Below are 25,304 nucleotides of genomic sequence, written 5' to 3' on the forward strand. Positions count from 1 at the left end.
CGGTATATTTTTATTCTTTATATTCCTTGCCCGTAGCAATGTCAATAAAATAGCCGTCGTCCCGATTGCACTCATTTTTATATTGTACCCACCCGTTGGGATTGATGGTCATGTAGCTTTTGTTGCCGATTCGTTGTTTTGTCTTGTTGTTGTATAAAGTATAGCGACCATCTTTATGCTCCTGTAATGCAAAGATTTGTCGTTTACCATCTAAGGTTTCAATATGTTCGAAATCGGGGTTTATATCCCAAGTCTTTGTACTTGAATTCCATAGGCCTTTTGTAGGTTCTAGATCACCTCGTTTTACATCAATTAAATAAAGATCTTCTGATGAATCGATGTACTTTATTTTTCCGGTCTTCCAATTCTTTTCCAGGGCATTCGAGGTGAGTAACATGTGTTTGTCTGGCCAGACCAAATTACCCACCTGATCCAGGATATAGAAGTTCGGGGCTTTGATGGTGTCCAATAAGTTGCCATCTTTATCCATATATAACCAATCATAAGCCCAGATGGCATGATCGTAGTTAAATCTGCCTAGAATAAAATAGGGCGAATTAGTCACCGAATAAACTAAGGATATTTCTTTTAGAAAGGCAATCTGTGTCGCATTGGCTTGTCTAATTTGTTTTGGAAAAGCTTTGTCGTATTGTGGAAAGGCATATATGCTGCCTGTATTATTGTCCTTTAGTAGTTTGGGGATTGCTGGGCTGTAGCGCTCCTGATTGATAGAATCGAGCTGTATGGCCTCATTTTTCCAAAGAAGGTCTATTTTGTCTATGCCTGTCAAAGCGGATAAAACCGGTTTTTTGCTTCGGATATCAAGGATGGTAAAACTGTTTGCTGATGCTGGAATATAACGTCCGTTTTCCAAGGGCATTTCAATGTGTTCTTCTATTTTCTTAAGTTTTTGATCTTTTAGCAGATACAGGTTCCCATTGAGGATCAGATGCTTGTCGTTTAAGGGGTAAGTTGCAAGGTTATATTCGTTCTCATCGTAAGGAATATCTTTTTTCAGCAGAATCTGATTACTTTCCAATACCCGTATTTCAAGCTTGACATAAGTAGCTGTTTTCTTGATATAACTGCTTAGGATATTCCAGTCCCATTTCCAGAAGGGCAATTTCTTTTCATATTCCTGGCGTTTCATCAGAAGAGTCAGCTGCTTGAGGTCTAAGAGCTGTAAATCTGTGTCGGAATAATGTTCGATAAATTCACCTTCGCTGTTAATGATCCCCGTTTGATCCTTTTCATTGGCTACCAGTGCATATCCTGTGGACGTGAAAGGCTGAGCCCAATGGAACTCTTGGGATAGCTTCTTCTGGAATGCGCTGTCGACATAGACAAACTGCTTGTTTTTGGTTTGATAGGGAATCCATTTAACCCGGTCATTTTTTGTGATTATGGCGGATTCCTGTGCACATGCTGTGATACATAGCATAGTTGTTATACTTAGCAATAATGATTTGATCATCCTTTTTTCAATTAATTGAACCTGGTTGTTTGCAGCTCTCATGTTGTTGCAGTTGCTCGTGTTGATTGAGTCCGAATTGCAAATCGTACACGCTCTGAACCCCCTTGGTTTAGAAACTAAAGTAGTGGAAAACAGGCTTTGGAAAAATAGCCGATTTCAGTGATTATCTTGATGATTCAAAAGGAATGTAATTTTTCTTTTGCTGGACTCATAGTTATATCATCCAAGGATGTCAATATTGCGTATGCTTTTTTCTTTGAGCCGATTAATTTGGCTAATCGGCTCAAATTTTGTTTATATTTGAGCCGATTATAAGTTTAAATCGGCTCAAATTATGTATAACTGGCAATATAAAGAGTGGCCTAATTTCATTTATAGGCTTGAAGAGATTCAACCCATAGCGGTTGCATTTGCGCAAGAAATGGGGGCAATACATGGTTTATTAACAGGACTGAATGAAGAACTAAAACAGGAAGCATTTGTAGAGGTACTTATATCTGAAGCTATGAAAACCTCGGAAATTGAGGGAGAATATATGAGTCGAGAAGATTTAATGTCTTCAATTAAGAGAAATCTCGGTATTCAGGGCGATGTTGTTGTTCGTGATCGCAGAGTTGCAGGGATTGCAAAATTAATGACAACAATAAGAGATAGTGCCAATATTGAACTGACTCTCGATGTTATACTGAGATGGCATGCTATATTAATGGCGGGGTTTCCTCAAGTTAACGCTGGAAAGTGGCGTGTGGGGGAGGAGCCTATGCAGATAATTTCAGGTTCATATGGCAAAGAAACCGTTCACTATGAAGCTCCCCCGTCTGCTAACGTTCCAAAAGAGATGGAGCAAATGATTAACTGGTTTAACTCATACGAAGTTAAGGAGTCAGAATATATAATTGCTGCATTGGTCAAGACGGCTATCATTCATCTTTACTTTGAGTCAATTCATCCTTTTGAGGATGGCAATGGGCGAATAGGCAGAGCATTGGCCGAATATACGCTGTCGCACACATTAAAGTCTCCAGTCCTGTTGTCGATATCAAAAACTATTGAGAAAAACAAACAAGTTTATTACGATAATTTAAAAATTGCGCAGGCTAGTTTAGATATTACAGGGTGGATTAGCTACTTTACCAAAGTAATTTTTGAGGCACAAAAGGAAACCAGAGAGCTCATTGAGTTTACTGTAAGAAAAGCAAAATTTTTTGATAGAAACCGTGATCTATTGAATGATAGGCAAATGAAGGTTATCAATCGGATGCTCGAGCAGGGAATTGAAGGTTTTATTGGCGGGATGACTGCAAAAAAATATATTTCTATTACACGGACCTCAAAAGCTACTGCGACTAGGGATCTGCAAAGGTTGCAGGAACTGGGGATAGTTGAACAGTTGGGACATGGGAGATCTGTACGGTACGAACTCATACTTTCTTAACCCCGGGCATAAAGTCCTCGGTGCTTCTATTACTTTTTAGTAACCGGAACCAATAGGACCTGTCCTTTATTGGTTTGATACCAATATCTGTTGCCAAGGTCATCTTCGAAATCATAGTTCACCCGGGATTTATCAACCTTTTTGAAACTTTTTACATCTGGTCCGTTGAATATTTTATTGCCAATGAAAATATGTTTGGCATCCTTGGCGACGGCAAACTTGAGGACCTCAAAAGTCTTTGGATCTGCTTCTGAAAATATCTGTTGCTCATAATAGACATGATTTTTGTCGCGTGACCAGCGGGCTTTTCCGTTTGCTCCTTCCAATAGCTCGAAGCTATCTGCATCAACCTCTGAGTATCCAAATTTCTTACCCGAGATAATCACCAATTGGTCAATGATTACCATTTTCTCATTGAGGAATTTTATGTTGTTTGACGAAGGGAGTTCGATTTCCAGTATACCGATGCCTTGATAAGGCTCGTAGTAAAGCAGTGTATGGTTATCCAGTAGTACATATGCCGCATTGAGAGCCTTAACGTGAGCTGTTTTATAGTGGAGCGAAAGAATACCTTTGTTGGTGACTACCGAAAGCTGATTTTTATCTTTTACAAAGTTGTTGTTGACAACGCTGAAAGTCGCATAGTCGACGTGAAGGGGTTGATACTTATAAAAGTAATGTGCTTTGTCTTTAGCTAGTGCCGGCAGTTGATCATATAACGTCGTAAAAGTTGCCGGATCGGCTCCATCAATAATGGTGAGCTGGTTTTGGCTGCAATCGGAAGTAGCCGAAGCAAAACCTTCAAACTTGAATACGTGTTGTTGATCGACAGGAATCCTGTTTTTCAGTTGAAAGGTCTTTACGTCGACGAGTTGTTGGGGGCAGCCCATGAAATAGAGGTGATCTTTATCGCGGGCATAGACATCTTTAATCACTGAAAAACTAGCTACATCGGCAACGGTCTTTCTCGACCCTCTTTCAAAACCATTGCCGCCCGGTATAAAATAAATCGCGCCGTTCTTTTTATAGTAGTCTTCAGATAAAGGACTGACCTGCTCCTTGCAGGAAAGGAGTAGACTTATCAAAGCACTTAGGATTCCCATTTTTAAACTACTGTTCATAACTGTAAATGCTATGTTCTATAGCAATTATTAAAGATCTATTCCGCTAAAGATAACGGAAATATATAAGTAATCTGTCGATTGTTTACAATTCGCTTCTCGCTATTTATAATTCGTGTATTTAAAGCTCTATTGGATTTACTTATTGGCTATTTTTAAACATACACAAGTGAAATCTAAAAAAATAATTTGTTTTTAAATTGTTAATTTATATATTTGTATATATTAACTATATAATTGTATTGTTATTGTTTTTCTTGTAATTGAATTACAAAGTGTTTTAGTTATCAAATTACCAGCGGTAGCTCATCACTTTTTCACGAAATGAAAGTTTCGATACATTTTTAATTGTGGTGCTGGTATTTCCTAAAAAGCCAAGGGGCGAACGTCTATCTAATAAAACGTGTTGACCCTATGTAGTCTCCTTGGATATTATACTATCTTTTTTACAAATTAAGTATTGATTATTTGCAATAATGGTCTTTAACAGTTTGATCTGTTGGTCTGTTTTATTGCGCCGATTTTTTAACCTTAAATCATTTAGTATGGAAATTAATAGCCAATTAATTATTGATCGGCTTTCCCAGCGTATGGATCTCGATCGTGCCTATGTCGTTAAATATCAATTTCTCGATCAGGAATCGCATCATTTAGTTTTAGCGCTTAAACCCGTGAGTGGACTTTCACACAAAGTGCTAAAACCTATTGTGGAATTGTGCTTGATGGATCAGGAGAACATTTCATTTGAATTGATTTTTGCGCCAGAATTGAAGAATAAAATAAAGCTTGGGAGCTTATTTTATTGTTATGCGATCTTGCCTCAGCATGAGATTTTTAGTAGTACACGAAGTAGTTCTCTCATCATTAAAGGTAAGGAAATACGTGGCATATTGGATCTCTCGGAAAAGTATTATGAGAAGGCGACTGCTGTATCCGCGGAGTTTTTACAGGGAGCACAAACATTTGCAGAAATAGCCAATTATCCGCGTGCCTTATTTATGGTTCACCAAAGTTTGGAAAGTCATCTGAAACTGCTTCAAGTAATGGTAGAAGGTAAGGGAAATAATGTACATAGTTTTGACAGTCGAATTCGGAGCCTGCATACGCATTTTCCGATGTTCAAATCGGTCTTTATGGGAGAGGCAGACGAAGATAAGATGCGTTTTGCATTACTGGATAATTCTTTTAATGCCGTTAATCAAAATAGAGACCTGGATATTTCAGCCGTAGATGCTTCGCAACTATATGATCGTTGTCTCGTATTGCAGGCTGCAATAGAAAAGTTGTTCCGCTACTTTACGGAAGCCTTGCAGGCCGTATACGATGCGCTTGTGGCCGCAGAGGGCGCTGCTCAAGCGGCGCTAGAAAAGAGCAAGTTGGCTAAAATGAAGGAACAAGAGCAAGTTGAAGCTGGTGCAGACTTTCATAGTTTCCCTTGGCCAGCGCAATATCAGAGCGATGTACAGGAGTTGTTGCATCAGATCCACCAGGAAAATAACCCCGAACAAATGATGTTGCTCAATTATTATGTCAGCGATGCCCATGGAAAAGGGCTGTTTGATTTTCCTCGTCAGGAAAATGGAAAAACAGAAATCTACCTTGTTGTGATAAAAAAGAAATTGGGTCACTGTCACTTTCGAAAAGTCGCTTACGGTCAAGTTACTGCAGTTGTAGCTTTTATTAGCACAGATTTTCTGGCAACAAAATTGGATCTGGGTAGCCGTTTCTCTCATACCATCTGGAATGAATCTGTTGTTCTCTATCGCCATCCGCGTTATAAACCGACTTACTCGGTTGTACCTGTTGATTGGCATAGTACCTTATTTAAGACCTCAATTTCATGGGTGCGGAATTCAAAACTCATGCAGAATCTTTTGGCTGTTTTTTCTTCTGAAGGCCTTTCTAGTGCTCAATTGGCTGTATTATTTTTAAATCAGTTGACTTCTATTGGACTATATAGTTATCTATATCTCCGAATCGGTTATGCGCCAATGAATGTCACCATTGCAGATCTGGTGGATTGGACATGTATCTGTGATAAAAAGGTGAAAGAATTTTTTACAGCAAGAAATGAGGTGGAGGAAATATTGAATGCAGAGCTGTTAAAACAAATGAAAGGGCGAGTCTATGAGCTTCCTTCACCATTGGCTCAGCTTGATATGGACTATTTTAGGTCAAAAGCGAAGGAAATTACGGATTTCTTTGTCGATCTCTGCGATCAGAGCATACGGTATATGGAGCTGAAATCGGAGGTTAATTTCAATAAGCAATAAAAAAGGATTTATGGGAAATAGTGTTGAAAATCTGGGGCTATCAACAGATGTTGCTCCGATTATACCTGACAAAGAGAGGAATAGCTTTATTATTCCTTGGGAAAATCAAGAGGATCTTTATATTTCATCAAACTACTTTCTTAAGCTCTATAAAGGAGAAATACCACTGGAAGATTTCCACCTTTATAGTTACAGCGTTAGGATAATCAAAGTCAACAAGTTTAAATGGTCATTTTCTCTAAGAAGAGATGGAAATTATAAAAGCAAATATCTCAAAATTGATCTCGAGATCAAAGAAATCGGATTGAAGGTTAAGTGCGATTGTAAAAAGCGTCATGATAGTCTGTGTGATTATGTAATTATTGGACTTTATCGTAAGTTTTTACTCAGTAATAAATTCTTAAATGATTTATATGCAAAAGATATTGCCCTCCTACCCGAAAGTCAGCATAAGTTCTTTCAATTGGGTATTTCAAGGCTATATTACCGCAATGATAAGGTTTGTATTGAAAATCATAATCAATTTGGTCAGGTATATAATTACTTCGACCACCAGGAACTTGAATCGGAATTACTAGATGTAGCATCTGAAAACCAATGGCTAGGAAAGCTTGGGGCGCCTTTTCCGGACTTTATGTATGTTGTTCCTAGAGAGCGTCAGTTGGACGGACTGCCCTTTTTAATACCTTTTGAAATAGACAGTAAGATAAATTATTTAGGAGAATTTGGTAATGAGTTGGCGAATTTTGCTGATAGCGATGTTTTAAAAATCGATTTATGTCGTAAGATTCTAGCCTTTTCCAAAAGTCCACAAAGACAATTAGGGGATAGGGAAAAAGAAGACGTGCGAAATGACTTTAATCGTTTGGAGAAGGATTTTATCATCAGTGCTTGGCGTAAACTTTTGGAAGGAAAATCGGATCAAAGATTACGTGTTGCCTTTGTCGATAGAAATAATTTAAAAACTACAATTGAAAACTTCAAATATCCATCCAAATATCGTACAACTTATCGGAATGTGATTTTGGCGGGCGATGATCTTAGTGTGAAATTTCATTTGAAAGAAAGCAGCGATCACCTGCTTCTATCGTTAATTCTTGTCTACAGTGGAGAGGAGTTGAAAGACTATACATCCGAATGTCGGTCCAATTTCTTCTTTATCAATTTGAACGAAGATGAGTGTCTTTTTGTTGATAATCTTCAAAAGGAGTTTCTATTACGTTTCTTTTACAGTATTTCTACTAAAATCACGGTGTTAAAGAAGGACTATGAGGATTTCTTTACACATTTATTGATACCACTGTCAACATCGTTTCACATAGACCTTGAACCTTTAAACAAGGATACAGTTTTTATTTCTAATACCGCTCATCATGTGCCTCAATTTAAGGTTGTGGTGGAGAAAGACGACGATGATCATTTAAATTTCGAATTGAAAGCTACGCTGAGTGAAAAGGAAGAATATGTAATTCCATATGGAGGAAACTTGATTTTAAAACCGGAAAATGGAATCTGCCTGTATACGGAGAGAGATCTTGTTGGCGAGCATGAGTTTAATACCTTTATTGAAGCACAGTTGCCAAATTTGAAAAGCTGCACCAATAGAATGGTTAAGCGCTTGGAATGGCAGGCGCATAGCAACAGAAATAGACTGTATGAATTTATAAAAAAATGTAAGAGCAAGGGGTACAAAACTATTCTGAACAATATTTCAAAGGGAGCTTATTTGCTGCCACACCAACTGAAATGGGAAGTATTGGATATTCGTCAGGACAATAATGTATTTTCCATTTACATGATTTTCAAATTTGGAACAACGGCCTATTTACCGGGAGAGTTTGAAGAAAAGATCATAAACGACTACAGTAGCATCCAATTGGCAGATAAATCTTTCGGATATATTAAAGCCTCAGATAAAGCATTATTTGATGTGCTGTTTAATTATGCGCTGGTTGAAACCGACTGTCTTAAACTCACTTCAGCCCAATTGCTATCTTTCCAAACACGGCTGGATCGAATTGATCCCCGTATTATTCAAAATAGCCTAGCTGAACGTCGAAAGAAACTGTTGGATACGGATGAAATAGCCCTGTTGGATGTTCCAAAAGCGATCCAGGCAGAGTTGCGTCCTTACCAACAGGCAGGGTTTAGCTGGATGGTATTCTTAAGCGATTTTCAATGGGGCGGTATCTTGGCTGATGATATGGGATTAGGGAAAACATTACAGGCAATAACGCTTTTGGAATATTTCTATCAAAATAATCCAAAGGCAGCCCCCTCAATTATTATTGTACCCAATTCCCTACTATTCAATTGGCTGGCTGAATTCAAGAAATTTTCTCCAAATCGTCGAACATCTATTTATCATGGACAAAAAAGGAGGGAAGTCACGGAAATAGAGAACGAATCCATCTTGATTACAACCTATGGAACAGTTATGATGGAGCTTGACTTTCTTAAATCCCAGTCCTTTAGTTACATGATTTTAGATGAGTCGCAGGCGATAAAAAATCGTCATTCAAAAAGATTTAAATCGCTAACTGAGCTAAAGTCCTGCTATCGAATAGCGATGACTGGAACACCTATTGAAAATGGGGTGGAAGATATCTACGCACAAATGAGTATGGTCAACCCTGGTTTTTTTGGAACTTATGGCAGTTTCAATAACACTTATCGAGGGATCAAAGATGAAAATACAGCGCAAACAACTATCCTTGGGCTTCAAAAGATGATCCAACCTTTTATTCTTCGGCGTACAAAAAAACAGGTTGCCTTGGATCTTCCTGAAAAGACCGAGACAATTCTGTATATGGATATGCTTCCGGAGCAAAGAAAGATATATGATAAGGTCAGAAAGATATTCAAGGGGGAGATTGAAAGTAATCTGAATAGTGCCGATTCCACAAAATCCAAATTTTTGGCGATAGAGGCGCTGCAAAAACTACGACAGCTGTGCAATTCGCCCATGCTGATGAAAGATGGTGGCTTCGGTCATGATTCGATCAAATTGGATTTTATTGATGAGATCATGGATGAAGTAGCTCCGAATCATAAGATTCTTCTCTTTTCGGCGTATACGTCCATGCTAAAGCTCGTGGCACAACGAATCGAAAATAAGGGTATAGCGTATGCCTATCTTGATGGTAAAATGAATCAGGATCAGCGGCAAAATGCGGTCGAAAGATTTCAGAACGAGAACGGATGCCGTGTGTTTTTAATCAGCCTCAAAGCCGGAGGAACAGGCTTGAATCTGACCGCAGCTGATTATGTTTATATTTTGGATCCCTGGTGGAATCCCGCTGCCGAAGCACAGGCAATAGATCGGTGCTACCGCATTGGTCAGGACAAGCATGTCATGGCTTACAAGATTGTTTGTCGGGATTCCGTTGAGGAGTACATCTTAGCACTCCAAGAAAGTAAAAAACGAATATCCGAAGGACTTATTTTAGATGAAACGAATCTGATGAAATCGATCAGTAAAGAAGAGCTGCTTAAATTATTTGAATAACCAATTACAAAATAAATTATGAAAACAGAATCTATTCTAAAAACTTCCTATTCGGGAATGATGTATTCACACGATTTTCAGCTTTGGTACACCTATCTTAAGCGGCGTATTCAACAAGAGTGGAGGCCGGAGGAACTGTCGTTTTTACTGGGGAAAGCCGATCACGCTTATTTGGATTTTGAGAAAATGTATCAAGTTCGAAAATTTTTAATACAAGAGTCCATCCTGCTCGACCGCATCTATGCAAGTTCCTGCATAGAAGCGATGGAATTCCACCGTGAAAAATATGAAGTTTCCGAAGAGCGTCTCGTGCGCCTACATATCGAAGAGGATGAGGTAAAATGGAGTTATACGCTCGAATTACCTTGGCAGTTTGTAGCTGGAGATAATAAACCCGCTGCTCCAAAATTACAATTTGAAGAATGGAAGGCTGAAAAGGACCTTCAGATAGAATCGGATGCAATGTTGCATGTACGACAGAAAATTAACCTCCTTTTGGATGTGGATTTCTTCAGATCGGGGGCTTCTCCCTATCAGTTGTTTCGGAAAGTTAAGGATACGGGATTGGCTCACCTCCGGATTTATCCAAGACATTTGAAAAATGTACTGTATGGACTCATTCAGCAAAATAAATTGGTCATCATAAATGTGGAAGGAAGGTATTCTTTTTATCCAGTTGATAGAAAGGGAGAGCATGCAATATTTAATTAGTGGTGGTGAGAGATAAAACAACGTACACAGCATAACGCTATGTTAAGTTTGATCAACTTTGTAAAATACGACGATCAAAATGTGTAGACCTAGCTAGTCACTGGCAAGGTACCTATAGTGATTATAACATGCAATCAAAATGAATCGCTATATTTAAGCATGCACGCAAAACCCGAACAACGTAAAACATCAATAGTGCCGACATTATACAACGTCCTTGTTGGTACTATTGGTGTTTTTGCTATTTTGACAGTTTGTTTCTATCATAATGATCTGGACGTCGACGGTAATTTAACCGTAGGATTTCCCTGGATATTCTTTCGGAAAGGGAGTGGCTATAGCCTGGATCTTAATGAGCAGGTCGGATACCACGAATTTGAACCTCTAAAATTGATCGGCAATATTCTTTTTTCTGCAACACTGGCTCTGATGATCTTCTGGATATATCGCGCCACCATAGGAAAGCGCTAGAAATTTTATAAATTTCATAAAGAATGCCAAGAATACATTCGCTAGTTTCAGGCTCCTTGACTACAATAAATTATTCTCCTTAATAAGGTTTCTGTAATACTGTAAACTCTCCTCTAAATAAGAAATATAACTCTCTTTGTCGCGTAAAAGCTGCTTTTCGTTTGCTAAGGGTAATTTTTCTTGCTTTAACTGAGCTGTCGGAGAATTGATCAGACTATTCATATCCGTGTTTAATATATCCGCAATTTGCTGTAAACGCTCAATGTCTATCTTCGTTGTTCCGATCTCAAGATTCTGATAGGCTTTTAATGATATATATAATTGTTCAGCCATTGCCCGTTGGGAAATCTTGAGATATTTCCTACGCTCTTTAACGGCTTTGATAATTTCTTGTGATGTAACATTGCTCATGGTTAATAGAATGCAAATTAATGTGAATACAGGGTTTGGTATAAACAAAGATAAGTATTTTGAAAATATAATCTACTTATGTGGTAGTCTTTATTTTTATTTATTTAAAAACCACTGCTATCCTCCTCGTAAAGCCTTCTTCGTAAAGGCGTATTAAATCTTCATAGCACCATTTAATATAGGAACATTTTCTACCTAACTGTTGGAAATGAATAGTCAAACCACTTATTTTTGAATAGTCTACTTATTTGGTAGTTTTTATAAAATAATAAACATATGACTAAAGTATTTACATTGATTGCATCGCTCACTTTCTCTACAGCGATTATGGCGCAGCATAAAACTGTTCTGTTAAACGGTCAAGTGACTGGCTATACCGCGCAGGACAAAGCTTTTCTGAGCTATCGGAATGGTACACAACGTGTCGTAGATTCCGTCAACATTGGTTCAAATGGAACATTTCAATTCAGTTATACGATTGCTGATCCGACAGTAGCCAGCCTAGCGGTAGGTAAGACACTTGCCCTGGCTCAACGTTCAAAAAATCTAACACTTTATCTTGAAAACACAGCGATCAAGGTTCAATCCACCGATTCATTAAAAAATCCATTGATCCAGGGAGGGAATACAAATAAGGAGCTTAGCCAATTGAAGAAACGGCTGGAACAAATTGCTCCTTTGCGTGATGCGTTGAATACAAAATATTTTTCGGCGAGCCCAGAGCAACGAAATTCCCCAGAATTCAAAAAAGAAATTGAACAGCTCAGTGAGCATTATCAGCTTGAGAATAAGAAAATTCTGGAAGCCTTTATCTCAGAGAATCCTAATTCTTTCGTTAGCTTAGACCGGATTGCAGAAGTTGTTGGCTATGCTCCTGAGGCTGACGAACTAGACCGATATTTCAAACAGCTCAGTCCAGAAATACGTCATTCGGAAAAAGGAAAAGCTTTTGCACTACAGATTGATCAAACCAAGGCGACATCAATCGGACAGATTGCTCCGGCTTTTACCCAGGCTAACCCGGATGGGAAAAATATCTCCCTTGCCGATTATCGGGGTAAATATGTGTTATTGGATTTCTGGGCAAGTTGGTGTGGCCCCTGCCGTCAGGAAAATCCCAATGTCGTAAAAGCTTATCATGCCCTAAAAAATAAAAAATTTACCGTGCTCGGCGTATCTTTAGATCAACCTGGCAAAAAGAACAGCTGGCTAAAAGCTATTGCAGATGATAAATTAGAATGGGATCAGGTTTCGGACCTTAATTTTTGGGATAACCAGGTCGCTAAGCTTTATAATATCCGATCGATTCCTCAAAATTTTCTGATCGATCCCAATGGAAAAATTATTGCCAAAAACCTTCGTGGTGAAGATTTGGAACTCCAACTTTCTAAATATATCGTTGATTAAACGGTAAACATGCAGAATTTATGAAAAGACAGTTATCGATTTTATCCCGTAAAAAAAACATTTCCTCAACGACGGTCATTGTTGTTGACGAAAAATGGAAAGTGATTTTTATGCTACAACAGCTAACCTCAGCCTATATTTCCCAAGCACGAATGTGCATGCCTATTCCATATATGTAGGTCTAAACTACTCCCGCTATTTTATTCATTGACGATATGGGGTTTACCTCATGTTGTTCTACTTTTTTGTCGCAATAAGGGATGCCGAGCAAATGCCCCTAGGGTATTGCTTTGTCCCTGTGTGACATGCTACACTTTTATTAATCGAAAATTACAATGAAACAAAAATTAATCTATTTTTTGTTGGGAATCCTCTTTGTCACCCATGTCCAGGCACAGTCTGCTCGTAAAGTCAGCGGAATTGTATCTGCTGCGGATGGCACGCCTTTGGCTGGAGTTTCTATCCGGGTAGAGAACACAAAAGAAGCCACACAAACAGGTAGAGATGGTCAATATAGCATCCATGTCGCAGCTTCTGAAAAACTGATATTTAGCTTCATAGGCTATCAGGTCCGTCACATTGATTTAAAAGGACGATCAACGTTGGATATTGTGTTACTGAAAGAGGAGTCTGTCTTGGATGAAGTTGTGGTATCGGCAGGAGGAATTCTCCGAACTCCACGCGAGCAGGGCTATGCAACCACACAGGTTACCGGCGAAAACCTCACCCAGGGAAAATCACCGACTATTGCCGGAGGACTTCAGGGCAAGGTCCCAGGATTACAGATCAATCAGATCAGCAGTGGCGTAAATCCCAACTACAGGTTGGTGCTTAGAGGAAACAGATCTTTATTAGGAGACAATACGGCTTTGATCGTATTGGACAATGGGGTTGTAAGTAGCGATTTGCTCAACAATATTAATCCCGCCGATGTAGAGAATGTACAGGTCTTAAACGGCGCTGCCGGTGCAGCAGCATATGGGGCCGAAGGATCCAATGGAGTGCTTATCATTACAACAAAGAAGGGGCAGGCGGGACGTACCGCGATCAACTTGAGTAATACTTTTACGTTGGAAGAAATCAGTTTCTTCCCGAAGTTACAGGATAAGTTTGGCGCAGGGTCCACTTCGGGTGCACAGATCTACAACCCCGAAGAGAACCAACAGTATGGTCCAGCCTTCGACGGGTCTACGGTTGCGATTGGTAACCCGCTGGAAAATGGTGAACAGCAATACGGCATATATTCTCCGCGCAAAGATCGTTTTGATTTTTGGAATGTCGGCCGCAATAACCAAACCGATCTTTCAATCTCCTCCGGAAATGATAAATCTTCTCAATACATTGCCGGGCAATATCTTACCGGTAGAGGAACAACCCCTGGCGATAAATACAATCGGATCTCTTTTCGTTTGAACGGTACAAGAGCTTTTTATCCCAATCTGACCCTGGATTATTCAGCGAGTTATGTCGAGAACTTTTATGATATTACCTCAGCCACAAGCTCCATTTATACACAGTTAACACAGACTCCAGCCAACATTCCATTATTGAGTTACAAAGACTATGTCAATAATCCTTTTGCAACACCTGATGGCTGGTACAATCCCTGGTACTTAAATCCGTATTGGACAGCGGATAATTACCGATCGAAAACAAAAAATAGCTATTTGACGGCCAAAATTGAACTGAAGTATCGTCCGACAACTTGGTTGGAGTTTACCTATAGACCCTCAATTTCCAACCGATGGTATGATTCAAAATCTGTTTCACCCAAACAGACATACTCGAGCTATTCTGTCAATACCATTGGACGTACCAATTTAGCGGGAGGTGTTTCGGATACTGAATATAACAGTGCCCGTATCAACCATGATCTTCAGATAGGCATAAAAAAGGATGTCAATGATTTCTCTTTCAATTTTAATCTGACCGGTACTGCCATTAGTCGACGGTATAAATCGGTGGCTGTTTCGGCATCAGGTCTTGAAATTCCGGGGCTTTACAACGTGTCCAACCGAATCGGGGAAGCTGGCGCCAGCGAGTCGAATACACTGGCGCGTACATTTGCGGTATGGGGTGATCTCCTGGTTGGATACAAGGATTATCTTTTCTTACATGCTACAGGCCGTAACGATTGGACATCCGTACTCAGCAAAGCAAATAGGTCTTATTTCTACCCTTCTGTAGACCTGTCTTTTATTCCAACAGATGCCTTCAAGCAATTAAAAGACAACTCGATTGTCAATTACTGGAAGTTGAGAGGTGGTCTGTCGCGCACTGGCTATGTCAACGTGGATCCTTACTCGCTGGTACCTACCTTCTCCTCAGTTACAGGATATAGTAGCGGAACTTTCTTTTCTCAGGGAAGCCGGATTATTTCATCTAATTTAAAACCGGAGATTACAACAGGGGTAGAGTTTGGTACCGATTTTAGGTTGTGGGATAACCGCATTGATGCAAATATCACGTACTATCATACCGGAACAACAGGACAGGCGATTCCTGCCGGGATAGCAATTTCTTCCGGCTATTCTCAATTTTATGTCAATACGGGTAAAGTCACAAACGAGGGGATTGAAACTGCTCTGCATATCACGCCTTTTCGTAGCAGAGACTTTCAGCTAACGGTTGGGGGAAACTATACGCACAATAAAAATATTTTACAGGATCTTTACCCTGGACTAGATCGTATTTCCATTAATGGAAGTAGTGTGATATATGCACAGAAGGGCTACGAGCTGAATCAGATTATTGTTTCAGATTATTCCCGTGATGAGCAGGGCCGTGTCATTGTCGACTTAAATACGGGTTACCCTTCCGTGGCTTCTGAAAGCAAAATACTTGGCAATACCACACCACGTCACCGCTTGGGTCTTGATCTGTCTTTACGTTGGAAGGATTTCTCTTTCAGCACCCTTTTTGAATATCGTGGTGGATACAAATTTGCCGCTATAGACCTCGGTAGTACGCTTGATTTTGGCGGTTCATCGGCTCGAAGTGCCTACTACAACCGGGAGCAGTTTGTCTTTCCAAACTCTTCTTATTTAGATGCCACAAGTGGTCAATATGTGGCCAATGATCATATTACAGTTTCAGATGGCGGAGCTGGATTTTGGACTTCGGGTACATATAACAGAGGTGTGTACAGCAATTATGTGATTTCTGGAAATTATTGGAAGTGGCGCGAGGCCTCGCTTTCCTACCGCTTACCGCAGCATATCATTTCCCGCTTAAAAGGGGTGAAAGCTGCTTCAGTCAGCATCCAAGGGCGCAACCTATTGTTATTTGCCCCTAAGTCCAACGAATATACCGACCCTGATTACAGTGCCAATGATAACAATGCAATAGGAGTCTCGACAACAGGACAGACTCCACCGACACGCTATTTTGGGGCTACACTATCACTTACTTTTTAACTAGTGAACAATCATATACTTATTCTCAATGAAAAAATTACATTTGAAAAATATATTGTCCCTGGGGATCATCATTGCACTATCTTCTTGCTCACAATTGGATATCAATGAAAATCCCAATGCGGCAACCGAAGCAACAATAACACCCGACCTGGTATTGACCCAGGCGATTGCTGCCACGGCATCCAATATCGTTAGTTATCATTCATATGGAGCCTTTTTGGTGGGATATCAGCTTCCCGGTGGCGGGATTGGCGGGTATGGAGATACGTACACGTATAACATCACATCCAATACCAATGTGGGATTGTGGAATAATGTGTTCAACAATCTTCGCGATTACCAATTTATTATCAACTACACACAAAAAAGCCCCGAGTATAAATTCTTTGGCGATATAGCGCGCATTTTTAAAGTGTTCAATTATCAGCTGCTCGTCGATGCCTACGGGGATGTACCTTACACAGAAGCGCTGCAGGGGGATAATAACTTGGCGCCCAAGTTTGACGATGATGCAGTGGTTTATCAGGCATTGGTTACCGAACTCGATGCGGTTATTGCGGATATTAAGCAGTATAAGGGTGATCTAAGTTACCGAAGTCTAACGAAAAAGACCGATCCGGTGTTTGCTGGTAACTTGGACAACTGGATTAAGTTTGCCAACAACCTTAAGCTGCGTCTTTTGGTGCGAGCAAGGGGTACTTCTATTGACAGCTTTGTCCAATCGGCTTTTAGTAAGTTCTCGACGGATGGATTTCTGATCGATGATGTACTCGTCGATCCCGGATATCAGGCCACGGCAACACAGAACCCTTTGTTTGCAAGTTTTCATAGCTCAACTGCTGGTTCAATTTCAACGGCCGCCAATTATTATGTGCCCTCTAAATATTTGTTTACATTTTATGACGGCCGTAAGATAACCGATGAGAAACGTGGCAAACTTACGTTCCGAAATTTCCCCAATACATCCATCGGTCAGCTTGGCGACGAAGTCAATAACCCCAATTCTGATGACTATGTGTGGTATGTTGGAACAGGAAGTGCAGATGCCCTAGGTGTATTGAAAGGACGTACTGCAGGTTTACCGATATTTCTTGCTTCGGAAACATATTTCTTATTGGCCGAGGCGGCCTTATATGGGCACGAGCTTAGTAGCTCGGCATCAAACAACTTCGAAAAAGGTATTTTAGCTTCATTTACTTATCTGGAAAAGAATGCGACCAACGCATTGGCAACAGGACAGGTGCCTGCAACTGATGCCGCGAATTATAAAACAGATAATAGCACAAATTATCTAGTCAATTATGCGTTAGCGACCTCGACCGCACAACGGTTGGAGGCTATCATCACGCAGAAATATATTGCCTTGAATTTTTTCCATGGTCATGAGGCCTGGAACGAATTTCGCCGCACAGGATATCCAAAAATTGTCAATGGTTCGCAAGTTGCCACGGAAACATTTGCATCGGTCCAATCGGGTTCGCCCCGCGCGGATAAACTTCCAATACGAAATCTTTATCCACAGACTGAAATAAATTTAAATGTGAACGTTCCCAAATTGACGAATGGATTTTCGGATCCAATCTTTTGGGATATCAATTGATCAACATCATCAACTAAAGCTTGAAAATCAATGAAAATAAATAAAAAATCAGTATTAGGCCTGACAGCGGTCACCTTGAGTATGGCGCTCTGGGGCTGTGTAAAAGAAAAAGGTGTCTTTGAAGATGGTGGAAGCTCAGGCATTGTGCAGCTTGTACTTCCTGCACGGACAAGCAGTACGGCAATTGCCCGTGCTGTAACAACTGTTTTTGAAGCCCTTGACGTGGTGACCCTTCCTGTAAAAGTTCAGTTGACAGGTGCACAGGGTGCCCCAGAAGACCTGAAGCTAACCTTGAAAATAAATGACAGCTCTGTTGATAAATACAACCTGGCCTGGCAATCTAAATACGAAGCATTACCTACGCGTTTATATGCCGTCGACACCTATGATGTTACTATACCCAAAGGGGCAAAAGAAGCTGTTTTAAATGTTAAAATTTATCCTCCACGTTTTACAGCTACCGATTTTACCAAGTCCTATGCGCTTGGCATCCAGATACAGACCGCGACAGGTGGAAAGATCAGCGGAAATTATGCCGAAGGGATTTATGCTGTATCGATAAAGAATAAATACGATGGTGTTTATGAGATCACAGGAACCTACCAGGACTATGTCAATGCTGCCTTTAAAGGAATTTATCCACAGACCGCAAATCTGGTTACACTCACAGGTAATACCACTGAAATTTATTATACAACCTTCAATAACGGTAGTTCTCCGCATTCCTATTATTTTAACGCGGGGGGATCAAATTCTTATTTCGGCAATTGGAGCCCGATATTCACGTTCGACAATGCAACAAATAAGGTCACAGCAGTGACAAACTATTATGGACAGGGTTCCAATAGTAGTGGACGGTATGGCGAGATCGACAATACGGCAAATAACTATTATGACCCAGCAACGAAAACCATACATGTGACGTATTATCTTGTCCAGCCTTCGGGACGTCGGGGAAAATTTACAGAGATCTATACGTTCAAGAAAACGCGTTAGTCCGTACGATTACCAAAGCACTTTTTCAATATATTTATAGCAATTTTGCGCGGCGGCTGAGTACACAGCCGCCTTTTTAGTATTACCTTTTTGTTAAGTCTCATCAGTTTGCTAACCCGGTTTAGTTAAAAACTGTTAATGTTTTGTTGACCCTGCCTTCATATAGCATTTGTAATCTTGTACCCATAAATCAAATGCGCTACTTATGAAATTTAAAGCCAACAATGTCTTTTGGTTGTTATGTACCATTGCAGCGAGCTCACCCGCTGTTCAAGCCAAACCGTTCACACTAACCACCTCGCAATTTACGTATGCACAGGGGATCGTCAAAGGCCGTGTCCTAGACGCCCAAGGAAACGCAATCGCAGGAGCAACCGTTCAAAATTTGAAAAGTAAAAAATCTGTTCAGTCTGACGAAAGAGGAAATTTCCAGATCGAAGCTGAAATGGGCGATAACCTGAGTATTTCCTTTATTGGATATAGCAGACTCGTGCAAGCTGTCAGCCAATCCAATGGGCAGATCTTTTCTCTAAAGACCGATGAAAACACGCTGGAAGAAGTGACCATCTCTATCGGTTATCAGCGGATCAGAAAGTCGGATGTCACTGGCGCAATCGCTAGCGTTAAGGCGGAAGAACTCAATCTGAGCGCACCAAAATTATCCCAGGCATTGGTTGGTAAAGTAGCAGGTGTACAGGTGATGCAGACAAGTGGCGCTCCATACGATGGGACCAAAATGCGCGTCCGCGGAATGGGATCGATCAATGCTGGTTCGGATCCATTGTACGTTATTGATGGATATCCAGCAGGAAACAATTTAAATATCAACCCCAATGATATTGAGTCTATCGATGTGTTAAAGGATGCCGCTTCTGCAGCGATCTATGGATCTCGTGGTGCTGGCGGTGTTGTATTGATTACAACCAAGCGGGGCAAGGAAGGTAAGAGTAATGTGGACTACGAAGTATTGGGTGGTTTCGGTCAGCTTTCCAAGAAAATCGATGTTTTAAATTCGGAACAGTTTATTGATCTCCTGATTGATGGTCGTAACAATTCGTATAAAGACCTTTTGGCTACGAAAGGGATTGCCTGGAGCGATAGTAGACGCTTTGATGATAATAAAACACGTATCGCCAATGTCGGAAATGCCGGCTCGGTGAGTATTCCCGAAGACTACTATGACTTCGCATCTGGTACAGCAAAAAAAGCGAAATATGATACGGATTGGCAGGACGCCTTGTACCGTAATGCACCTTTCCAACGTCATAATCTATCTACCTATGGCGGTAACGAAAAAAATCGCTATTTCCTCAGTGGATCTTATCAGAATCAACAAGGGATCATGCTCGGGACGGATCAAAAGGTCTTTAATTTCCGCGCCAATATCGATAGCAAAGTCAGCAAGAGATTGACCGTTGGTGCTAATGTTTCCTTCACGTATAACGACAATAATGAGGTGACTACTGGGCGCTACGATAGAAGTCCGTCTATGGCAGCATTAATCTATCTGCCGACATTGCCAGTTTATAATGATGATGGAACCTATGCTAAATACCTGATGGCTGATCTTTCGGCGAACAATTACGGTATCCAGAATCCAGAAAATCCACTGGCTTATGTTACAGAGATTAAAAACAACCGTCGTGGAAAAAGGGGGGTATACAATGCCTTTGCAGATTTTTCCATTATGGATGGCCTAAATCTAAAAGTAAACGGTGGACTGTCTACTTATGACGAAAAGTATGATTATTTCCGTCCGACAAGTATATCCGATGGGAATAACAAACCGTTTTCACCGCAAGCGGTATCTGCAGCCTATGCAGATGCCAAGACAAAAAATGAATTGGACAAATTGCTGGAAACAACGCTAAACTATAACAAGACCTTTGGTGGTAAACATCAGGTATCCGCTTTATTGGGCTATTCGGCTCAACGAACAGATTACGATTATCAAGGTGTGAGAGCCAATGGTTTTAATAATAATGCAATTGGAGAAATTACAGATAAAGGAGCCGATCCTTCTAATTTCCAATTGCTAAAAGACGATACGTTCAAACGCATTACAACGCTCCAGTCATATTTTAGCCGTGTAAGCTATAGCTTTGATTCCAAATATTTCCTTTCAGCTTCCATTCGTACCGATGGATCATCACGTTTCGGGCCAAATAACAAATGGGGAACCTTCCCATCGGTTTCAGGTGGTTGGACCCTCTCCAAGGAGGAGTTTTATACGGATTGGTTAGGACAACAGTCAACGGTCAAACTAAGAGCGAGCTGGGGACGTAGTGGAAATAATAATATTGGTGATTATCGCGCGTTATCCGTTATCAACTCGCCAGCAGGAGTTATTCTTGGTGATAAAGTGGAGACTTCCTATACAGCAGGTGATCTGTTCGATCCAAAATTGGGTTGGGAATCAACCTCGCAATACAACGCTGGCGTGGATGTCGGTTTGTTAAAAGGACGACTCAACATTATGACCAACTTCTACCTGAGCCGTTCCTTCAATTTATTATTCAATCAGCCACTATCCGCTGTATCCGGATCAACAACAATCTTGACCAATCTGCCAAATTCGAAGGTGCAGAACAAAGGTTTTGATGTGCAGATTGATGCCACACTGATTCGCAAAAATGAATTTGAATTAGGATTCAGTGGGAATATCAATGTCAACAGAAATAAAGTGCTCGATCTTGGTGGAGCTTCTACCATCTTGACGAATGGTGCTGAACGCTCCTACTTAACGCATATTACACAAGAAGGAAGTCCAATTGGTATGTTCTACGGCTTTAAAGTTTTGGGTGTTGCCACGGAGGAAAACTATAAAACTGTCGCACCTTCCGCAGCTTCAACAACTCCGCTACAACCTGGAGATCTTTATTTTGAAGATGTTGACGGCAATGGTATCGTCAATGATGCCGATAAACGTGTGATCGGCAATCCGCATCCTAATTTCACCTATGGCTTTGCCGTCAACGCACGCTATAAGGCATTTGATCTACGCGCATCATTTAATGGCTCCCAAGGGAATAAAGTGCTGGATGGCTATGATTATTACCTCTACAATATGGAAGGTTCCGGCAATCAATATGCGGATGTCGCACATCGCTACCGTTCGGCTCAAAATCCGGGAAATGGTAAAGTATACCGTGCATCGCGTGGCGGTACGCAAAGTAACAGTACACGTCTTTCCGATTTTTACCTGCAGGACGGTTCATTCCTGCGGATGACAAATATTGCTTTGGGTTACAATCTTCCCAAGAGCCTAGCAGAAAAACTAACACTTTCTGGTGTAAGGGTCTACGCTACAGTGGACAATCCATTTACGATTTCTAAATATAAAGGCTACAATCCGGAACCGGATTATAACCAACGCGGCAACTTAACTCCCGGTGTGGATTATGGACTTTATCCATTGGTGCGATCGTATAACCTTGGTGTGAAAGTAACGTTCTAATTGCAGGATCAAGGAGCTATTATGCGTGGGAATATCAAGGAAACCTTCGTTTTGATAGCTCTAGTATTGTAAAACTAATCCTACGGACTGCGATTTGCAGTTACGTAGGCTGATGAAAAATAAAAAAATAACAGGATGAAAAAAAGATATATATTACCCTTTGTTTTGTTGGCATTGTCTTCATGTACCAAAGATTTCTTAAATCAGAAAAATCCCAATGCCGTCACGATCGATGATTACTTCAAGTCGGAAAATGATGTGCTTTTGGCTGTCAACGGCCTCTATCAATCACTTCGTTCGGGAAGCACGATCGGGGAATCGAGTACATTATATAACGAAGAACGTTCGGATAATTCAGGACGTAATGATAACCAATCCAATGCTGGGGAGCCTTTTCAATTCAATGACTTTTCGTTGCTGCCGAGTAATACCTATCTCAAGACACATTGGTCTGCTATGTATGCGGCAATCAGCCGCTGTAATGTGGTTCTGTCACATGTCGACGATGTGACTTTTACAAGTGCTGAATTAAAAGGACGGTATATTGCGGAAGCGAAATTCGTTCGTGCATTATTATATTTCCATCTGGTACGTAAATTCGGAGATATTCCATTATCTACCGTACAGGTGACCAGTAAAGAGCAAGCAAATGAATTAGCTTTTCGGCAAAAAGAGTCGATTGTGTACGAACAGATCATTAAGGATTTAACGGAGGCGTTGTCCAGCAATCTTCCCAATACACAAAAAGATTACGTTATCGGCAGAGCATCTAAATCGGCCATCAATGCAATTTTGGGGCAAGTATACTTAACTTTGGGTGCAACGCAGACATCGGGAAGTGCAGAAAATTTTGCGAAAGCAGAACAGTACCTCAATGCGGCCTACCAAATGCGAACTTTTGGTAAACTGAACGAAATCCCTTATGCGGATGTTTTCGATGTGACCAAGAAAAATAGCTGTAAAGAACTCGTTTTTCAGATTCAGTATAAACAGGGAGACCAAAACTATAGCTCAAGTATTGCCCGTAATTACCAGGCGCGAGGAGAAACCATCAATTCACGCTATAACTCGACCGGTGCGGGTGAAGTGGCAAAACTAGATTTGGTTAAAGATTACGAGCAAAGCGATATCCGAAAAGATTTCTCTGTGAAGTTTGCAACAAATACCCAGGTTAACGATTGGTTTGTAACCAAATTTAGGGATAACAGTGACGCTGCCGGTACCAATGGTTGGGGCGGAAACGACTGGATCTTGATCCGTTACGCGGATGTGATGCTGTTGTTGGCCGAGGCCAAGTATCATCTGGGTAAGGATGCGGAAGCTATCGCGCTGTTAGATCAAGTACGTGAACGTGCCGGATTGCCTTCCTATGCTGCTTCTATGTTGAATACGGCTTACCGCAGTAAATATCCAACTTTAAAGGAGGCTATATTGCATGAACGCCGTGTGGAACTGGCATTTGAAAACCAACGTTGGTTTGATCTCATCCGTAATTACAATGCACAGGAACTGGTGACTTATTTCAAAACGAAAAGCCAGGCTGATTATGGAAATGCTAAAATCTCCAATATTTCGACAAAAGATCGATACTATCCAATTCCTTTTGATGAATATAAGCTGGATCCGACACGTATGTATCAAAATCCAGGTTATTAATCTGTTATCGAATGGATATGATAAAGAATATCAGAAAAATCTTGTTACTTGTCTTGGGAATATGCTGTATGCATATTTCCAAAGGTCAGGTAAACAATATGCCTATTGGTCCACAGGATTGGCTGATCAAGAAGAATTATTATGCATCCTATTTGCTTTTAAAAGATTCTGCCCTTATACAGGAGCTCGTCAGCTCCAAGCCGATAGCACAGGTATTGGAAAAACGGTTCGAACGTTTTAACAACAGCGCTAGTTGCGCCGATCTCATGTGCTATTTGAATGCCTTCAAATGGCAGGATAACGAAATCGACCTGTTGGCAGAGCAGCTGGCGGAGCAAATTGGTCATAACAAGAAGTTGGACCAGCTTGTTCAGGCGAGTCTTATTCCATCAATGACCTATGGTGTGTTGCATCATGAAACGGCAAAGGCCTATTTTACGAAAGCCTTGAAACAGGATTTAAAGGCAATGAATTATGTCGTGGACGTCTATGGAGGAGGTAAAAGTCCCAATTACCCCAAAATAGATTCGATCTCTTTCGATGTAAAACGTACGGCCTACCTTCACCTTTTGGACGATGTTCGCCAAGACATCCGAAAAGATATTCCAACGCATAAAACGGCATTTTTTATGACCATGATGACTGCTGTACGCTTGTTGGAAATTAATGAGCGGTGGGACGCGGCACAACTTGAGCCGCTGATTGAACTCGAAAACAAGAAAGCTTATGAAGCGGTCAAAAATACCGATTTCTCAAGCTATCCCTATAGTCTGTTACTGACCTTAGGTGCAGGCCCCGAGCTGTATGGACAGCCTATTAGTCCTGGTGGAATGTTACGTGCGCGGATGGCAGCCCGAAGCTACTTTGAAAAATTGGCCCCTTTTATTGTGTTGTCTGGCGGTAAAGTACATCCCTATAAGACGCACTTTATTGAGGCAATAGAAATGAAAAAGTATCTGATTGAGGTAATGGGAGTACCTGAAGCGGCAATATTGATTGATCCACATGCAAGACATACGACCACAAATTTGCGTAATACAGCACGTATCCTGTTAAATTATGGTTTTCCGAAAGATAAATACGCCATCGTTAACAGTAGTAAAGTGCACATTGATGCGGTGGAAAAGATGGGCGATCGTTGCATGCGTGAATTGGGGTATATTCCCTATACATTGGGTAAACGAATTTCAGATGTGATCATCGAGTTCAAGGCAAAAGAAGAGGCTTATACGATCGATCCAGATGAACCCTTAGACCCCTAGCCGACTAACTGGGCCAGCTGTTGGTCTATTAACTGAACAGATCGGCTTTGTCTATTGCCTAATGGCAGTGCATGAAAAAGGTCCGTAGCAGTGCAAGCTACGG

General features: G+C 40.7%; 16 protein-coding genes. 13 read left to right on the forward strand and 3 right to left on the reverse strand.

Features of this window, described 5'->3' with window-relative positions; genetic code table 11:
• Nucleotides 1-10 precede the first annotated feature (10 nt).
• Complete coding sequence (locus tag B3600_RS04780) at nt 11-1,474, reverse strand: hypothetical protein (protein WP_286752265.1); 1,464 nt, start codon at nt 1,472-1,474, stop codon at nt 11-13.
• 334 nt (nt 1,475-1,808) lie between these two features.
• On the opposite strand from B3600_RS04780, the gene B3600_RS04785 reads away from it, so the two are divergent.
• Nucleotides 1,809-2,909 carry a Fic family protein gene (locus B3600_RS04785; RefSeq protein ID WP_286752266.1) on the forward strand — a complete coding sequence of 367 codons (1,101 nt, stop codon included), beginning with the start codon at nt 1,809-1,811 and terminating at the stop codon, nt 2,907-2,909.
• A gap of 29 nt (nt 2,910-2,938) precedes the next feature.
• Here B3600_RS04785 and B3600_RS04790 read toward each other — a convergent pair whose 3' ends face one another.
• Entirely contained in the window at nt 2,939-4,030 is a 1,092-nt protein-coding gene (locus tag B3600_RS04790) for a DKNYY domain-containing protein (protein WP_286752267.1), read from the reverse strand.
• Between the two features lie 545 nt (nt 4,031-4,575).
• Between B3600_RS04790 and B3600_RS04795 the strand changes: the two genes are divergently transcribed.
• The 4 genes from B3600_RS04795 to B3600_RS04810 all read left to right on the forward strand — a co-directional run bounded on the left by B3600_RS04795 (nt 4,576) and on the right by B3600_RS04810 (nt 10,993).
• The gene (locus B3600_RS04795; protein WP_286752268.1) at nt 4,576-6,303 is read left to right on the forward strand and encodes a hypothetical protein; all 1,728 of its coding nucleotides are present in this window, start codon (nt 4,576-4,578) and stop codon (nt 6,301-6,303) included.
• A 10-nt stretch (nt 6,304-6,313) separates the two neighbouring features.
• A complete protein-coding gene (locus tag B3600_RS04800) occupies nt 6,314-9,811 on the forward strand; it encodes a DEAD/DEAH box helicase (RefSeq protein ID WP_286752269.1) in 3,498 nt (1,165 codons plus the stop codon).
• Between the two features lie 18 nt (nt 9,812-9,829).
• Nucleotides 9,830-10,522, forward strand: a complete 693-nt coding sequence (locus B3600_RS04805; protein WP_046674172.1) for a hypothetical protein — start codon at nt 9,830-9,832, stop codon at nt 10,520-10,522.
• A 159-nt stretch (nt 10,523-10,681) separates the two neighbouring features.
• Complete coding sequence (locus tag B3600_RS04810; RefSeq protein ID WP_286752270.1) at nt 10,682-10,993, forward strand: hypothetical protein; 312 nt, start codon at nt 10,682-10,684, stop codon at nt 10,991-10,993.
• 60 nt (nt 10,994-11,053) lie between these two features.
• Here the strand turns inward: B3600_RS04810 and B3600_RS04815 are convergent, their stop codons facing one another.
• Nucleotides 11,054-11,404: a helix-turn-helix domain-containing protein gene (locus B3600_RS04815; RefSeq protein WP_286752271.1), complete on the reverse strand. Its 351-nt coding sequence runs from the start codon at nt 11,402-11,404 to the stop codon at nt 11,054-11,056.
• 276 nt (nt 11,405-11,680) lie between these two features.
• Here B3600_RS04815 and B3600_RS04820 point away from each other — a divergent pair, with 276 nt between their 5' ends.
• The 8 genes from B3600_RS04820 to B3600_RS04855 all read left to right on the forward strand — a co-directional run bounded on the left by B3600_RS04820 (nt 11,681) and on the right by B3600_RS04855 (nt 25,201).
• Nucleotides 11,681-12,811 (forward strand): TlpA disulfide reductase family protein, encoded by a 1,131-nt coding sequence (locus B3600_RS04820; RefSeq protein ID WP_286752272.1) that lies wholly within the window; start codon nt 11,681-11,683, stop codon nt 12,809-12,811.
• A gap of 20 nt (nt 12,812-12,831) precedes the next feature.
• Complete coding sequence (locus B3600_RS04825) at nt 12,832-12,990, forward strand: hypothetical protein (RefSeq protein ID WP_286752273.1); 159 nt, start codon at nt 12,832-12,834, stop codon at nt 12,988-12,990.
• Between the two features lie 156 nt (nt 12,991-13,146).
• Nucleotides 13,147-16,227 carry a SusC/RagA family TonB-linked outer membrane protein gene (locus B3600_RS04830; protein WP_286752274.1) on the forward strand — a complete coding sequence of 1,027 codons (3,081 nt, stop codon included), beginning with the start codon at nt 13,147-13,149 and terminating at the stop codon, nt 16,225-16,227.
• A gap of 28 nt (nt 16,228-16,255) precedes the next feature.
• A complete protein-coding gene (locus B3600_RS04835) occupies nt 16,256-17,830 on the forward strand; it encodes a SusD/RagB family nutrient-binding outer membrane lipoprotein (RefSeq protein WP_286752275.1) in 1,575 nt (524 codons plus the stop codon).
• Between the two features lie 30 nt (nt 17,831-17,860).
• On the forward strand, nt 17,861-18,826 hold the full coding sequence (locus tag B3600_RS04840) for a DUF1735 domain-containing protein (protein ID WP_286752276.1): 966 nt from the start codon (nt 17,861-17,863) through the stop codon (nt 18,824-18,826).
• Between the two features lie 205 nt (nt 18,827-19,031).
• The gene (locus B3600_RS04845) at nt 19,032-22,283 is read left to right on the forward strand and encodes a SusC/RagA family TonB-linked outer membrane protein (RefSeq protein WP_286752277.1); all 3,252 of its coding nucleotides are present in this window, start codon (nt 19,032-19,034) and stop codon (nt 22,281-22,283) included.
• A gap of 135 nt (nt 22,284-22,418) precedes the next feature.
• Entirely contained in the window at nt 22,419-23,939 is a 1,521-nt protein-coding gene (locus B3600_RS04850) for a RagB/SusD family nutrient uptake outer membrane protein (protein WP_286752278.1), read from the forward strand.
• An 11-nt stretch (nt 23,940-23,950) separates the two neighbouring features.
• A complete protein-coding gene (locus B3600_RS04855; protein ID WP_286752279.1) occupies nt 23,951-25,201 on the forward strand; it encodes a YdcF family protein in 1,251 nt (416 codons plus the stop codon).
• The last annotated feature ends 103 nt before the right edge of the window (nt 25,202-25,304 follow it).

The organism is Sphingobacterium sp. UBA2480 (assembly GCF_002341965.1).
GTDB lineage: Bacteria > Bacteroidota > Bacteroidia > Sphingobacteriales > Sphingobacteriaceae > Sphingobacterium > Sphingobacterium multivorum.